Source organism: uncultured Microbacterium sp., assembly GCF_963521695.1.
Classification (GTDB): Bacteria; Actinomycetota; Actinomycetes; order Actinomycetales; family Microbacteriaceae; genus Microbacterium.
On record NZ_CAUQWC010000075.1, the window covers coordinates 1 to 14,395 of the forward strand.

The 14,395-nt window shown below is 69.2% G+C and carries 12 protein-coding genes; 7 read left to right on the forward strand and 5 right to left on the reverse strand.

Annotated elements, in window-relative coordinates:
• Positions 1 to 770, reverse strand: a 770-nt coding sequence (ppgK, locus tag RWP81_RS07620) for a polyphosphate--glucose phosphotransferase (RefSeq protein WP_314454355.1), incomplete at its 3' end; no start/stop codon positions are given.
• Between the two features lie 95 nt (positions 771 to 865).
• On the opposite strand from ppgK, the gene RWP81_RS07625 reads away from it, so the two are divergent.
• From RWP81_RS07625 to RWP81_RS07635, 3 genes are read left to right on the forward strand one after another with little or no spacing between them, the layout of a single operon-like run.
• Positions 866 to 1,069 (forward strand): hypothetical protein, encoded by a 204-nt coding sequence (locus tag RWP81_RS07625; protein WP_055954581.1) that lies wholly within the window; start codon positions 866 to 868, stop codon positions 1,067 to 1,069.
• A 23-nt stretch (positions 1,070 to 1,092) separates the two neighbouring features.
• Positions 1,093 to 2,433 (forward strand): type I glutamate--ammonia ligase, encoded by a 1,341-nt coding sequence (gene glnA, locus RWP81_RS07630; protein WP_055955399.1) that lies wholly within the window; start codon positions 1,093 to 1,095, stop codon positions 2,431 to 2,433.
• Between the two features lie 10 nt (positions 2,434 to 2,443).
• Entirely contained in the window at positions 2,444 to 5,434 is a 2,991-nt protein-coding gene (locus RWP81_RS07635; protein WP_314454360.1) for a bifunctional [glutamine synthetase] adenylyltransferase/[glutamine synthetase]-adenylyl-L-tyrosine phosphorylase, read from the forward strand.
• Positions 5,435 to 5,558: 124 nt separating this feature from the next.
• Here RWP81_RS07635 and RWP81_RS07640 read toward each other — a convergent pair whose 3' ends face one another.
• Positions 5,559 to 7,256: a long-chain-fatty-acid--CoA ligase gene (locus RWP81_RS07640; RefSeq protein WP_314454363.1), complete on the reverse strand. Its 1,698-nt coding sequence runs from the start codon at positions 7,254 to 7,256 to the stop codon at positions 5,559 to 5,561.
• A 107-nt stretch (positions 7,257 to 7,363) separates the two neighbouring features.
• On the opposite strand from RWP81_RS07640, the gene RWP81_RS07645 reads away from it, so the two are divergent.
• On the forward strand, positions 7,364 to 7,675 hold the full coding sequence (locus tag RWP81_RS07645; RefSeq protein WP_055954591.1) for a DUF2277 domain-containing protein: 312 nt from the start codon (positions 7,364 to 7,366) through the stop codon (positions 7,673 to 7,675).
• A gap of 54 nt (positions 7,676 to 7,729) precedes the next feature.
• Here the strand turns inward: RWP81_RS07645 and phoA are convergent, their stop codons facing one another.
• On the reverse strand, positions 7,730 to 9,631 hold the full coding sequence (gene phoA, locus RWP81_RS07650) for an alkaline phosphatase (protein ID WP_314454368.1): 1,902 nt from the start codon (positions 9,629 to 9,631) through the stop codon (positions 7,730 to 7,732).
• Between the two features lie 162 nt (positions 9,632 to 9,793).
• Here phoA and RWP81_RS07655 point away from each other — a divergent pair, with 162 nt between their 5' ends.
• Both RWP81_RS07655 and RWP81_RS07660 read left to right on the forward strand, forming a co-directional pair.
• Complete coding sequence (locus tag RWP81_RS07655; RefSeq protein ID WP_314454371.1) at positions 9,794 to 10,201, forward strand: hypothetical protein; 408 nt, start codon at positions 9,794 to 9,796, stop codon at positions 10,199 to 10,201.
• A gap of 82 nt (positions 10,202 to 10,283) precedes the next feature.
• A complete protein-coding gene (locus RWP81_RS07660) occupies positions 10,284 to 11,327 on the forward strand; it encodes a hypothetical protein (protein ID WP_314454374.1) in 1,044 nt (347 codons plus the stop codon).
• A gap of 73 nt (positions 11,328 to 11,400) precedes the next feature.
• Here RWP81_RS07660 and glnA (RWP81_RS07665) read toward each other — a convergent pair whose 3' ends face one another.
• Complete coding sequence (gene glnA, locus RWP81_RS07665; RefSeq protein WP_314454376.1) at positions 11,401 to 12,825, reverse strand: type I glutamate--ammonia ligase; 1,425 nt, start codon at positions 12,823 to 12,825, stop codon at positions 11,401 to 11,403.
• A gap of 132 nt (positions 12,826 to 12,957) precedes the next feature.
• Here glnA (RWP81_RS07665) and RWP81_RS07670 point away from each other — a divergent pair, with 132 nt between their 5' ends.
• Complete coding sequence (locus RWP81_RS07670; protein WP_055954606.1) at positions 12,958 to 13,386, forward strand: RDD family protein; 429 nt, start codon at positions 12,958 to 12,960, stop codon at positions 13,384 to 13,386.
• A 56-nt stretch (positions 13,387 to 13,442) separates the two neighbouring features.
• Here RWP81_RS07670 and RWP81_RS07675 read toward each other — a convergent pair whose 3' ends face one another.
• Complete coding sequence (locus tag RWP81_RS07675) at positions 13,443 to 14,153, reverse strand: DUF4191 domain-containing protein (RefSeq protein WP_055954609.1); 711 nt, start codon at positions 14,151 to 14,153, stop codon at positions 13,443 to 13,445.
• Positions 14,154 to 14,395 lie beyond the last annotated feature (242 nt).

Genomic DNA, 14,395 nt, shown 5'->3' on the forward strand with positions numbered 1-14,395 from the left:
AGCGCCTCGGGAACGGGAACGGCGAGCGAGGCCGCGCCGATGATGCCCGCGTTGTTGCGGTGCTTCGCCGGAACGATCGGTGCGTGCAGGTTCAGCAGCGGCAGGAAGTGCTCGGAGTGCTTCGACACCCCGCCACCGACGACGAGCAGATCGGGGCTGAAGAGGAACTCGACGTAGTCGTAGTACCACTGCAGGCGCTTGGCCCACTTGTCCCACGACAGCTCTTCGCGCTCCATGGCCGAATACGCCGCGAAGTGCTCGGCATCTTTCTTGTGTCCGGCGCGCTGAAGGTGACCGAGCTCGCTGTTGGGCACGAGCACGCCGTCGTAGATCATGGCCGAGCCGATGCCGGTGCCGAGTGTGGTGAGGATCACGAGACCCTCGACGCCCTTCGCCGCGCCGTAACGCACCTCGGCGATTCCGGCCACGTCGGCGTCGTTGGCGAAATGGATGCCGCGCGACAGGCCGTCTTCGAAGAACTTCTCGGCCTCGAAGCCGATCCAGGTCTTCGAGACGTTCGCCGCCGACAGAGTCTTGCCGCTCTTCACGATGGCCGGGAAGGCCACGCCCAACGGCAGATCGGCGGGGGCTTCGAGCGTCTGGAGCACCTGCCGCACCGCGGTCAGGACGTCGGCGGGCTCGGCACCTGCGGGGGTCGCGACCTTGACGCGGTCGCTGACGAGCTCTCCGGCATCCAGGTCGACGATCCCGGCCTTGATGCCGGTTCCGCCGATGTCCACTCCGACCGCACGAGACGCATTCGTTGCCATACCCCTCAGCCTATCCAGCCGCACGGTCGGCATCAGTAGGATCGGGGGAGCACCGGCGGTTCACGCCGACACGCGAGACCCACGTGAGGAGCATCGTGAGCGACGACAACACGAAGTACTGGTACAACCTCGAGACCGGTCAGGTCGAACAGGGGTACGAGTCACCGGCCGTCGACCGCGCCGGCCCCTTCGACACCGCCGAAGAGGCGGCCAACGCGCCGCAGCTCTTCAAGGAGCGTTCGAAGAAGTGGGCCGAAGAAGAGGCTCGTGACGACTGGGGCTCCGGCTCCGCCCGCTGACCGCACCGATACGAGGGATGACGATGGACAAGCAGCGTGATTTCGTCCTGCGCACGATCGAGGAGCGCGGCGTCAAGTTCGTGCGCCTGTGGTTCACCGACGTGGTGGGGACGCTGAAGTCGGTGGCGATCGCCCCGGCCGAGGTCGAGGGGGCGTTCACCGAGGGACTGGGCTTCGACGGATCGGCGATCGAGGGGCTCACCCGTTCGTACGAGTCCGACCTGCTCGCTCACCCCGATCCCACGACGTTCCAGATCCTGCCGTGGCGCGGTGAGATCGACCCGACGGCACGCATGTTCTGCGACATCACCACGCCCGACGGCCAGCCCGCCGTGGCAGACCCCCGTCACGTGCTCAAGCGCACGCTGGCGAAGGCGGCCGACGCCGGCTTCACCTTCTACACGCACCCCGAGATCGAGTTCTACCTGCTGAAGTCGTCGCAGCTCGGCCCCGACGGGCGTCCGCAGCCGGTCGACTCGGCCGGCTACTTCGACAACGTCCCCGGCGGCACGGCGCACGACTTCCGCCGCCGCTCGGTGCGCATGCTCGAAGACCTCGGCATCTCGGTCGAGTTCAGCCACCACGAGGGCGGCCCCGGGCAGAACGAGATCGACCTGCGTTACGCCGACGCCCTCACCACGGCCGACAACATCATGACCTTCCGCACGGTCGTGAAAGAGGTCGCGATCGAGCAGGGCGTGTACGCGACCTTCATGCCCAAGCCCATCAGCGGCCAGCCCGGCAGCGGCATGCACACGCACCTGTCGCTCTTCGAGGGCGACATGAACGCCTTCTACGAAGAGGGCGGTCAGTACCAGCTCTCGAAGGTCGGTCGCCACTTCATCGCGGGCCTGCTGCGCCACGCCAACGAGATCTCGGCGGTGACGAACCAGTTCGTCAACTCGTACAAGCGCCTGTGGGGCGGCGACGAGGCGCCCAGCTTCATCTGCTGGGGCCACAACAACCGCTCCGCGCTCGTGCGCGTGCCGCTGTACAAGCCCAACAAGGGCCAGTCGACCCGTGTGGAGTACCGCGCGCTGGACTCCGCGGCCAACCCCTACCTGTCGTACGCGCTCATGCTCGCGGCAGGCCTCAAGGGCATCGAGGAGGAGTACGAGCTCCCCGCCGAGGCGGAAGATAACGTGTGGTCCCTCACCGACTCGGAGCGCCGGGCCCTCGGTTACGCGCCCCTGCCGGCGAGCCTCGACCACGCTCTCGAGTACCTCGAGGAGTCGGAGCTCGTCGCCGAGACGCTGGGCGAGCAGGTGTTCAAGTACGTCCTGCTCAACAAGCGCCGTGAGTGGCAGCAGTACCGGGCCCAGGTGACGCCGTTCGAGCTCGCGAGCAACCTCGAAGCACTCTGACGGTCGTCCCATGACCTCGGGCGATCGCTCCACCGCGCTCACCGCGCTCGCTCGCACCGGCTTCTCGCGGCTCACCGAGGCAGACACCCTGCTCGGTGAGCTCGACGAGACGGTCGGTGTCGACCGGGCGGATGCCATGCGGCTCGCACAGCGTGTGGCCGACCCCGACGGCGCCCTGCGGGCAATCCTGCAGGTGGCCCGGCGCGACGCGGCGGCCGTGAGAGCGGCCGCCGCCGACGCGGGCGCGTGGCGCGCGCTGTGGGATCTGGTGGGGGCGTCCGACGGCTTCGCGGAGTTCTACCTTCGGCATCCCGATGAGCTCGTGCACCTGTCGGGTGCGGGCCTCACCGTCCCCGACGAGCAGTCGATGCGCGCCGAGCTGCTGGAATCCGTCGGCGACGTCGATGGATTCGCGTCGGACGCCTCGGATGCCGCGTGGGTCGCGCTGCGGGTGCGCTACCGCCGCCTCCTGGCGCGTATCGCGGCGTACGACCTCGGTCAGGACGACCCGGCGGGGGCGATCGACGTCGTCTCGGCAGCGTTGGCCGACATCGCCGGCGCGGCGCTGGAGGCGTCGCTGAGCGTCGCCCGCGCGCGGGTGTCGGCTCCCGGACCGGGCGCCTTCCCTCGCGAGCAGGTCGAGGCCACCCGGTTCGCCATCATCGCGATGGGCAAGACGGGCGCGCGCGAGCTCAACTACGTCAGTGATGTCGACGTGATCTTCGTCGGCGGCACGTCCGACGACGACGTCGTCTCGGAGGCCCGGGCGATCGACATCGGCACCCGCCTCGCCGTGCAGACGATGCGCGGCATCTCCGGCCCCGAGATCGAGCCGCCCCTCTGGGAGGTCGATCCGAACCTGCGCCCCGAAGGCAAGCAGGGCGCTCTCGTGCGCAGCCTGGCGTCGCACCAGCAGTACTACGACCGGTGGGCGAAGAGCTGGGAGTTCCAGGCGCTTCTCAAGGCGCGGGCGATCGCCGGCGACCCGGCCCTCGGCGCAGAGTACGTCGCCGCCGTGCAGCCGCTGGTGTGGCACAGCGCGGCCCGCGAGAACTTCGTCGAGGGCGTCCAGCGCATGAGAGAGCGCGTGACCGAACACATCCCCGCGGCCGAGGTGAACCGTCAGCTCAAGCTCGGGCCCGGTGGCATCCGCGACGTCGAGTTCACCGTGCAGCTGCTCCAGCTCGTGCACGGCCTGACCGACGAGCGCATCCGTCAGCGCGGCAGCCTCGAGGCCCTCGACGCTCTGGTGGCCGAGGGATACATCGGCCGCTCCGAAGCCGAGGCGTTCGCCCGCGACTACCGCACGCTGCGGCTGCTCGAGCACCGGTTGCAGCTGCGCGGGCTCCGCCGAACGGCGCTGCTGCCCGAGAAGGACGACGACCTGCGAGTGCTCGCGCGCGCGACCCGGCTGGCCGACTCGGCATCCGGAGTCCAGGCGGCGTGGGAGGCCATCAAGCGCGAGGTCCGCGACATCCACGTGCGACTGTTCTACCGGCCGCTGCTGTCGGCCGTGGCATCGCTGCCCGAGGGGGAGCGGACGCTGTCGACCGCGCAGGCGCGCGACCGTCTCGCGGCCATCGGCTTCCGCGACCCCGCCGGGGCGCTTCGCCACATCGCGGCGCTGACCAGCGGCCTCAGCCGCAAGGCGACGATCCAGCGGCACCTCATGCCGGTCATGATCCGGTGGTTCGCCGACGGCGTCGATCCCGACTACGGCCTCCTCGTCTTCCGCCGCATCAGTGAGCGGCTCGGCAACACCCCGTGGTTCCTGCGCATGCTGCGGGACTCCGCGGGCGCCGCTGAGAGTCTCACCCGTGTGCTCTCGGGCTCGCGCTACATCGGCGAGCTGATGGAGTGGATCCCCGAGTCCGTCGCCTGGCTCGACGACGATGCGCTGCTTCGACCGCGCTCGGGCAAAGCTCTCGAAGAAGAGGCGCGCGCGATCCAGACCCGCTGGCACAACATCGATGACGCCATGCGGTCGGTGCGGGCGCTGCGCCGCCGCGAGATGCTGCGAGTGGCCATGGCCGCGGTCCTCGGAACGGTGTCGCTCGAAGAGCTCGCCGACGCCCTCTCGACGATCACCGAGGTGACGATCCAGGCGACGCTTCGCGCGGTGCGACGCGTGGTCGTGCCACCCGAAGACGACGACCTCGACTTCGCGATCATCGCGATGGGGCGCTTCGGCGGGCGCGAGATGGGATTCGGGTCGGATGCCGACGTCATGTACGTCTACCGCGCCAACGGCGTCGACCCGCAGCGCGCGGGTCAACTGGCGCTCAAGCTCGTCGCCGGCATCCGGGAGCACTCGGAAGACCACCGCCTGCCGCTCGACCTCGACGCCGAACTCCGCCCCGAGGGCCGCAGCGGCCCGCTCGCCCGGTCGATCGACGCGTATGCGGAGTACTACCGGCGATGGTCGCTGTCGTGGGAGGCACAGGCGCTGCTGCGCGCCCGGGGCGTCGCCGGCAGCATCAAGCTCATCGCGGAGTTCATGGCGCTCGCCGATGAGGTGCGTTATCCGGCGTCGGCCGACCAGAACGGTCTGCGCGAAATCCGCCGCATCAAGGCGCGCGTCGAGAACGAGCGACTCCCTCAGGGCGCCGATCCCGCTCGTCACCTGAAGCTCGGCCCCGGATCGCTGAGCGACGTCGAGTGGCTCGTGCAGCTGCTCCAGCTGCAACACGCCCGAGCCGTTCCGGCGATGCGCACCACCTCCACGCTGACGGCGTTGGATGCCGCGGTCGAGGCGGGGATCGTGGAGGCCGACGCGGCGCAGAAGCTCGCCGCCGCCTGGCATCTCGCCAGTCGCCTGCGCTCGGCGAACACACTCCTGTCGGGGCAGACGAGTGACGTCCTGCCGGCCGACCGCGTGCGACTCGACGGCATCGGGCGGATCCTCGAGTACCCGCCCCGCTCGGCGACGCGCGTCGAAGAGGACTACCTCGGCGCGACGCGTCGAGCCCGGCGCGTCTTCGACAAGCTCTTCTACGGCTGAGGCGCGTGGATGCCGTGGGCTCCGGCATCCATGCCTACCTCGTGGCTCGTCGGTGCCGTACGTTGCCCGTGCCGACGCCGGCCGCGGGTGCGTCCCGCGGACATCCGCTCTGAGCCCGCGAGCCTCACGACGCCATGAGGCGCTCTCGTACCTCTCGGCGCAGCACCTTGCCGATGAGCGAGCGCGGAAGGTCGTCGACCACGACGATGCGGCGCGGCACCTTGTACGCCGCCAGGCGCGTCTTGCAGTAGTCGCGCACCGTCTCCGACGAGATGTCGACACCGTCACGGACGACGATGGCAGCGGCGACATCTTCTCCGCCGCGCGGCTTGGGCAGCGCGACGACCGCGGCACTCTCGATGTCGGGATGCGAGGTGAGCACGTCTTCGACCTCGGTCGGCGCCACGTTGAAGCCACCGGTGATGATGATCTCCTTCAACCGGTCGACGATGGTGACGAACCCGTCGGAGGACACCGTCGCGATGTCGCCGGTGCGCAGCCAGCCGCCGGGCAGCAGGGTGTCGGCGGTGTCGGCCGGGCGCTGCCAATACCCCCAGAAGACCTGGGGGCCGCGCAGCAGCAACTCGCCCGCTTCTCCGAGCGGACGGTCGACGGCCGGGTTCTCGGGATCGACGATGCGGATCTCGGTACTGGGGAACGGCACGCCGACGGTTCCCGGCCGCCGCGAGGGGCCGATGGGGTTGCCCAGAGCGACTGGGGACGACTCGGTCATGCCGTAGCCCTCGACGAGCAGCCCGCCGGTCGCCTGTTCCCAACGGTCGACCGTCGCGACCGGCAGACTCATCGCCCCGGAGATCGCGAACCGCACGCTGGTCAGGTCGATCGAGCCGCGCGCAGCGGCGCGCGCCAACTGGTCGTAGATCGGCGGGACCGCGGGCAGGAACGTCGGCGGGCTCTTCTTCGCGGCCGCCGCGACGAGATCGAGATCGTACTTGGGGAAGAGCACGAGCTTCGCCCCGATACTCATCGCGAACGTCAGGCACAGCGTCAGGCCATACGCGTGGAAGAGCGGAAGCACGGCGTAGAACGTCTCTTCACCGTCGTGGAGCCCTGGCACCCACGCCCGCCCCTGCATCGCGTTCGCCCGCAGGTTGGCGTGGGTCAGGATCGCCCCCTTGGGGGTGCCGGTCGTGCCACTGGTGTACTGCAGCAGGGCGATGTCATCGACCCGCGGGCCGGGGTGCTTCTTCGACAACGTGCCGCGGGTCAGGAGTTTCTCCCAGCGGCTCGGACGCTTCGACTGGGGTGTCGCCGTCAGTTGCGCGCGTGCCGTGCGGGCCTTGGTGATCGGCAGACGCAGGGCCAGCCGCTTGGAGAGCGGGAATGCGGCGGTGATGTCGACGCTCACGATGTGCTCGAGCGCGAGGTCGGAGGGGAAGTCGGCGACGGTGTCGGCGAGCTTGTCCCACACGATCGCGAAGCGAGCCCCGTGATCTTCGAACTGGTGGCGCAGCTCGCGCGCCGTGTACAGCGGATTGTGCTCGATGACGATGGCTCCCAGGCGCAACGCCGCGTAGAACGCGACGACGTGCTGCGGGCAGTTGGGGAGCACCAGCGCCACCCGGTCGCCCGCGCGGACGCCCAGCCGGCGGAGCCCTTCGGCGGCACGCGAGATGTCATCGCCGAGCTGCGCGTACGTCGTCTGCGCACCGAAGAACTCCAGGGCCACCTTCTTTGCGTACGACGAGACGGAGGCCGCCAGCATCTCGGGCAGGGTTTGCGATGGCACGTCGATCTCGAGCGGGACGCCCTCGGCGTACGAGGTCGACCACGGACGCGAGGCGTAAGGAGACTCCGGCATGCCTCCATCCTTCCAAGCCCCTCCGACATCCCGCCCGCACTTGACGGGGACGGACCCATCGGTCGTCCCTCTCGCCATGCGCCCGCGATCGGCCTACCCTGTGGGGCATGTGCCGCAACATCATCCCCCTGCACAATTTCACGCCGCCGGCCACGGACGCTGAATGCCACGACGCCGCACTGCAGTTCGTGCGCAAGATCGTGGGGACGACTACGCCGTCGCGAGCCAATGAGGCGGTCTTCGATCACGCCGTGGCCGAGATCACGGCGTCCGTCCGCCTGCTGCTCGACGACCTCGTCACCGCGGCACCGCCGAAGGTCCGCGAAGTCGAGGCCGCGAAGCGGCAGGCGCGTTCGGCCGAACGCTACGAGGCCATCCGGGTGTTCCAGGAGCAGAAGCGGGCCGAACGCACCGCCTGAACGCCTCGATGCCCGCCCCCGCGAGTGCGGGAACGGGCATCGGGGAGAGTCGGATCAGACGAACTCGGTGCGGCGACGACGACGCAGACGCAGGATCACGCCGACGGCGAGCAGTCCCATCGCCAGCACGATCGCGCCCAAGGGCAGAGCCGCACCGGTCATCGCCAGCGGCGAACCCCCGCCGTTCTGCCCCACGCCCGCAGCGCCCGCCCCGGCCGTGGGCGAGGGCAGAGGGGTGGGAGTGGTCGTCGGTGCAGGAGCCGCCGAGGCGGACACGCGGAACGACGCGGTCTTGACGACACCGGTCTGCGCACCGCTCACCGTGACTTCGTAGGTGCCCTCCGCCGTCGGGGCCGTGGTCGCGAAACGCGCGGAGCCGCGCAGCGCGTCGCGCTGCCCGAGGTCGCCTGTCGTCGACACCGTGCCGGCGAGCTGCCAGTCGGCCGCGAAGCCGTCGGCGGCCACCGTGAGCGGGTCGCCGGGGCGGACCTCGGCGGGCACGCTGACCGTCGCCTGCGCGCTGAGAGCGGCGAGGTTCTGCGAGAGGGCGAGGCCGTTCGCGGCGGTGAAGAACAGGTCGGTCTGGTCGGTGAGACCGACGACGTTCGCCGCACCCGGGCCGTACCCGGCGATACGCACCTGGGAGCCGGTGTGCTGCTGCGAGCCGCCTGCCGGCGAGGTTCCATACGCGACGATCAGGGGCTGGCCGTCGGCAGTGAGCAGGTGGGTGTTGAGGCCGGGGATCGCCGAGCCCACGATCTGGCTCGTGTGCGCGTGGTCGGCGGTGACGACCACGAGGGTGTCGCCCTGAGTGCGTGCGAACTCCAGGGCGACCTGCACGGCCTCGTCGAGGTCGACCGTCTCACCGATCTGACCGCAGGCGTTGGCGGCGTGGTCCTGCTTGTCGATGCTCGCGCCCTCGACCTGCAGGAAGAAGCCGTTGTCGTTGTCGAGCAGGTCGATCGCCTTAGAAGTGAGCGATGCCAGCGACAGACCCGTGGCCAGACGACCGGGGTTCTCCGTGCAGGAGACCGGAGCGGGGAGCTCGCCACCGGAGGTCAGATCGGTCGCCGCGGGGCCGTTCCAGCGGACGGGGAAGTTGCCCTCGCTGAAGAGCCCGAGCAGGGGCCGATCGGCATCCGCCGCGGTGATCGCGTCGAGACCGGCTGCATCGTCCACGAGGGCGTAGCCACGGTCGCGCGCCTGGTCCGAGAGCGTCCGCCCCTCCCAGGGGCCCGCCTTCGCCGTCTGCGCGAAGCTCGCCGCGCCGCCGCCGAGGGTGACGTCCGGGCGCACGTTGAGCAGCTGCTCGCTGATCGAGCCGAGGCCGCCGTTCTCGAGCGCCTCCGCGGAGCAGTTCTTCGACGCTTGCTCGGGGCCGTAGCACCCACGGGCCGAGATGTGGGCGATCTGCGCGCCCGGAGTGGCATCCTGGATCTCCGCGGTCGAGACGTTGCCGGTCTTGAGGCCGTTGGCTTTGGCGATCTCGAGCAGGGTGGCCTGCGGCGTGTTGGCGACGTCGACGCTGAGGCGACCGTTCACCGTCTTGGTACCCGTCGACCAGGCGCTGGCGGTCGAGGCCGACTCGGAGGCGTAGTTGGGCTTGCCCGCCTCATCGATCGAGTACGTCGTGTACTGCCCCGTCAGGGGGAGCGCGTCGATACCGGCGAACCGCCCCGCCGCGCCCTCGGCGTAGTCGCGCGCGACGGTGATCTCGGAGTCGCCCATGCCGTCGCCGATCAGCAGGATGACGTTCTTGGCGGGACCGTCGACGATCGACTCGCGCAGCAGGTCGGTCATGTCGCCGTCGTTGCGAGCCGCTCCACCGTGCTCGGTGATGTCGGGCGTCGCGGCCAGCGCGGGAGCGGCCACGAGGCCGATGGAGGTCGAGGCCGCCAGCGCGACGGCCACCGAGGCGGCGGCCGCGCGGAGGCGTCGGGAAGTGCGAGAGTCCATGGGGGAGTCCTTCGTCAGATCGGGGCGGCCGTCGACCGCACGCCAAGCCCACTGCCCGGTGGTCACCCCTTCGCGATGCCCAGGTGAAGATCAGGTGTCCAGACGGTAGTCAATCGCCCACCGGCGGTCAGCTCTCGGATACGCGCGCCTAGGCTCGGCTCGATGACCGTCGCCGTATCCCGCTCGTCCGACCGGCGCGCCGCCGAGCGTGCGGTCCGGCTTGCGCTGGCGGTCTTCCTCCTGGTCTGCGCCTGGGCCACGACGCACTTCGATGAAGCGGGCGGTCACCACGAGGGCACGGCGCACAGTGCCATCACGGTCGGTTCCCTCCTTCACGCGGATGACAACGCGATTCCGGATGCCGCGCTGGTCCCGCCCGTCGACACCGACGCGACGACCGTGGTCGCCGCCGATGGGTCGATCGACGTGGTTCTGCTCGTCTTCACCGCCACCATGCTCGTCGTCCTCGTCCTCCGCGCACTCGCGGCGGTCCGTGGAGGGGCGATGCCGTCGGGCGCGCCGCCGCCACGGCGGCATCCTCTGATCGTCTTCGGTATCTCCCGTACCTGAGGTCGCACGCCGCCGCTCATGCGGCGGATCGCAGCCGTCTGACGACGGCCCATCGCGTCGACCTCAGCTCGGGAGATCCCCCATGTCCGTCATCCCTGTCAGTGCCCGCATCCTTCGTTCGGCAGGTTCGCCGCCTCGCGGTCGACGCCAGGTGCGCCTCGCCGCCGACGACCTCGCCCAGATCGTCGAGTTCGCCGTGCGGGCCACCGACCCGGCCGCGCGAACCGTTCTCGCACAGATCGCCGATCACGACGGAGCGGGGGCGTCCGAGGTGATCGCCGAGATCCTCGAACGCACATCGCCCCGACCGGTCCGGCCGAAGAACCGTCCCGTGGCACCGATCGCGACGGTGGAACGCGTCGTGCCCACGCCCGCCGTAGCCCTGGGAGAGGAGCAGTTGCGTCACCTCGGCTCCGTCGCCGAGCGCCTGGGGGAAGGCGGGTCGGTGCTTTTCGTCGGTGCCGAGGGAACGGGCAAGACCCTGCGCGTGCGGTGGATGGCTCACCAGCGGAGACGTGCGCTCACGACGATCGATCTCGCGACGACGCGCGATGTTCCGCTCGCACGTCTGGTCGATGCGGTCGCCTCCGCCACGGCATCCGGGATGACGGTGCACCTGGAACATGCGCATACGCAGGACGTCGCGGCACTCGCGGTCCTCGTGCGTGCCCGGGCCGGATCGGGCCTCGTCCTCGTGGAGACGACCGGGGTGCGCATCCATCTCGCCATCGATGCGGTCATCGAGGTCGGCGTCCCCGACGTCGCGATGGTCGAGTCGCTCCTTCGTGACGTGCTGGGCGACGTCGACGACCGCGTCGTCCGGGTGATCGCGGCTCTCCGCCAGGGCGAGACACCGCGCATGATCGAAGATGCGGTCGAACGTGCCCGACGGTTCGCCGCGATGACGGAGATCGGCGCCGGAGATGCCCTTCATGCGGCCACCGTGCAGCGCCTCAGGTCATGGCCGCCGCGGCGGCGCCGGGACGCCGCCGTCGCGCTGATACACACCGCGGGACTCAGCCAACGCGCTGTACACGAACTCACGGGGGTGAGTCGCGACACACTGCGCCGTCATTCCTCCTCGATCGTGGTCGACGGAGGCAGCAGCGCGCGGGCCGACGGCTGACCGTTCCTCCCTAAACGCGACGACGCCCGCCCCCGCGAAACGGCGGGGACGGGCGTCGGGGAGGCAGAGGCGATCAGACCCCGAAGTACAGCTCGTACTCGAAGGGGTGCGGACGCTGGGCCATCGGCTGGATCTCGTTCTCGATCTTGTACTCGATCCAGGTGTCGATGAGCTCCTGCGTGAAGACGCCACCGGCGAGCAGGAACTCGTGGTCGGCGCGCAGGGCCTCGAGCGAGTCGAGCAGCGAGTTCGGAACCTGCGGGATGTTCGCGGCCTCTTCGGCGGGGAGCTCGTAGAGGTCCTTGTCGACGGGCTCGTGGGGCTCGATGCGGTTCTTGATGCCATCGATGCCGGCCATGAGCTGCGCGGCGAACGCGAGGTACGGGTTGCCCGAGGCATCGGGGGCGCGGAACTCGATGCGCTTGGCCTTGGGGTTCGTGCCCGTGATCGGGATACGGATGGCCGCGGAGCGGTTACCGGCCGAGTACACCAGGTTGACCGGCGCCTCGAAGCCCTTCACCAGACGGTGGTAGCTGTTGAGGGTCGGGTTGGTGAAGGCGAGCACCGCGGGAGCGTGCGCCAGCAGACCGCCGATGTACCAGCGGGCGACGTCGGAGAGTCCGCCGTAGCCGGTCTCGTCGTAGAACAACGGCTTGCCGTCGTTCCACAGCGACTGGTGGGTGTGCATTCCCGAGCCGTTGTCACCGAAGAGCGGCTTGGGCATGAAGGTCGCGACCTTGCCCCACAGCTCAGCGGTGTTCTTGACGATGTACTTGAACTTCAAGATGTCGTCGGCCGCGTGCAGCATCGTGTCGAAGCGGTAGTTGATCTCCTGCTGACCACCGGTGCCGACCTCGTGGTGCGAACGCTCGAGCGCGAAGCCCGCCTCGATCAGCTTGAGGGTGATGTCGTCGCGCAGGTCGGCCGTCTTGTCGACCGGCGAAACCGGGAAGTACCCGCCCTTGTAGGGGGTCTTGTTGGCGAGGTTTCCGCCCTCCTCCTGACGGCCGGTGTTCCACGCGCCTTCCTCGGAGTCGACCGAGAAGAAGCTCGAGTTCTGCTTCACTTCGTAGCGCACGTCGTCGAAGATGTAGAACTCGGCCTCGGGGGCGAAGAACGCCGTGTCGGCGATGCCGGTGGAGGCGAGGTACTTCTCGGCCTTCTTGGCGACCTGGCGCGGGTCCTTCGAGTAGATCTCGCCGTTGCGCGGGTTGTAGATGTCGAAGATCATCACGAGGGTCTTGGCCTCGCGGAACTGGTCGACGTACGCCGTGGTGACGTCGGGGATCAGCTGCATGTCCGACTCGTGGATGTTCGCGAACCCGCGGATCGACGAGCCATCGAACAGCTGTCCGACGGTGAAGAACTCCTCGTCGACGGTCGAGGCGGGGATGTTGAAGTGCTGCTGCACACCAGGAAGATCCGTGAAACGGATGTCGAGGAACTTGACGTCCTCGTCCTGGATGAACGTGAGCACCTCGGACGAATCTTTGAACATGAAGACTCCAGAGGTAGAACATTCGGGATCGGCGGGCCTCGCCCAGCCTCCTCGACCCTATACAGAACCGGTGTCTCGGCGATATCTCGCATGTTTCGGGCGTGTTACACGGGCCCGATTACTCTGGATGCCGTGAGCGCACCCTCCGAGCACGACTATCCGGGCCAGCGACTGGGTCTTCCCCGCGAGGGGCGCGGCTCCATCGCCCGTCCGGGCCGCAGGATCGCCGCGCTCCTGATCGACGTCGTCAGCGCCGGCCTGGTCGGCTTCGCCTTCTTCTCGACACCCGATCCGGTGACCGGCGTCCCGTTCGCGAACCCGATCGCGGCCAATGTCATCTTCTTCGCCGTACAGATCCTCTTCATCCCACTGATCGGGGGAAGCCCCGGACACCGCCTCATGGGGATGCGCCTCGAGCTGGCATCCGGGGGATGGGTGGGGCTGTGGCGCCCGATCGTGCGGACCGTGCTGCTGGCTCTGATCATCCCCGCCGTGGTCTGGGACGCCGACCAGCGCGGTCTGCACGACAAGATCGTCGGCACCGTCCTCGTTCGCACGTGATGCCGGCACGGACGAAGAAGGCCCCCGCGACGGCGGGGGCCTTCTTCATCTCGGGATCAACGCGGACGCGGCGACCGCATCTTGGTGGGATCGACGCCCTTGGGGATCGGCAGTGACGACAGCCCCTGCGAGACCGACGACACGCGCTTGATGACGGCCGCCATCGTGGCACGGTCGACCTTCTTCGGGAGGCCTTTGATGGTCGAGGCGAGCTTCGCGATCGGCACCTCGTCGTCGCCGTGTCCGATGTAGAGCACCGTCACGGGAACGCCCGAGGCGATGCGCTGGACGCGACCGCGCTCCTCGCCCACGAGGCGCGTGAGGCGGCTGCGGTTGCCCTCACCGATGAGGACGACACCCCCGCGGCCGATCGCGCGGTACAGAGCCTCCTGCGTGCGCGGGTTGACGCCCACCGGGGTCTCGGAAGCCTGCCAGTTGCGGCCGAGCGACGACGACAGCACGTGGCCGGTGGCACCCGGCATGCCGTCGATCTTCTTGTACATCGCCGTGGTCGACAGGCGAGTCATGGTGATCATTGCGGCCAGGATGCCGGCCAGCAGGCCCGTCACCGCCCACAGGATGATGCTCCACACCGCCAGCGGCGGGATCAGGAAGCCGACGACCACGCCGAGGGCGATGCCCACCAGCACGATGCCGGCCAGCAGGAACGGCAGCCACCGGTACTCCTTCTGGGTGAAGGTGTAGAGGGTCTTGAGCTGCGAGAAGAAGCCCGGACGCTTCTCGGGCGTGGAAGTACGAGCGGCCATGAGAATGATTCTATCTTCGACACCGCCCCCTCCTCCCCAGAGCCGTGAACGCGTCATCCGTCCCCGATCCGACGTCACGGCGCCGCGGACGGTGCCGCCCCTTCGCCACCATCGGGGGATGAACAGCTCCGCGACCTCCATCCTGGTCGAACCGTTCGACGCCTACCTCCGGCGTCGCGCGCGCAGCGCCGTCGCGTTCACGGCGGGCGAGGCGGTCACGGCCGCCATAGGGCTGCTCCGCG

Coding starts and splice junctions, on each gene's coding strand:
- glnA (WP_055955399.1), top strand. CDS start 1,093: ATGGACAAGCAGCGTGATTTCGTCCTGCGCACGATCGAGGAGCGCGGC.
- RWP81_RS07635 (WP_314454360.1), top strand. CDS start 2,444: ATGACCTCGGGCGATCGCTCCACCGCGCTCACCGCGCTCGCTCGCACC.
- RWP81_RS07640 (WP_314454363.1), bottom strand. CDS start 7,256: ATGCCGGAGTCTCCTTACGCCTCGCGTCCGTGGTCGACCTCGTACGCC.
- RWP81_RS07645 (WP_055954591.1), top strand. CDS start 7,364: ATGTGCCGCAACATCATCCCCCTGCACAATTTCACGCCGCCGGCCACG.
- phoA (WP_314454368.1), bottom strand. CDS start 9,631: ATGGACTCTCGCACTTCCCGACGCCTCCGCGCGGCCGCCGCCTCGGTG.
- RWP81_RS07655 (WP_314454371.1), top strand. CDS start 9,794: ATGACCGTCGCCGTATCCCGCTCGTCCGACCGGCGCGCCGCCGAGCGT.
- RWP81_RS07660 (WP_314454374.1), top strand. CDS start 10,284: ATGTCCGTCATCCCTGTCAGTGCCCGCATCCTTCGTTCGGCAGGTTCG.
- glnA (WP_314454376.1), bottom strand. CDS start 12,825: ATGTTCAAAGATTCGTCCGAGGTGCTCACGTTCATCCAGGACGAGGAC.
- RWP81_RS07675 (WP_055954609.1), bottom strand. CDS start 14,153: ATGGCCGCTCGTACTTCCACGCCCGAGAAGCGTCCGGGCTTCTTCTCG.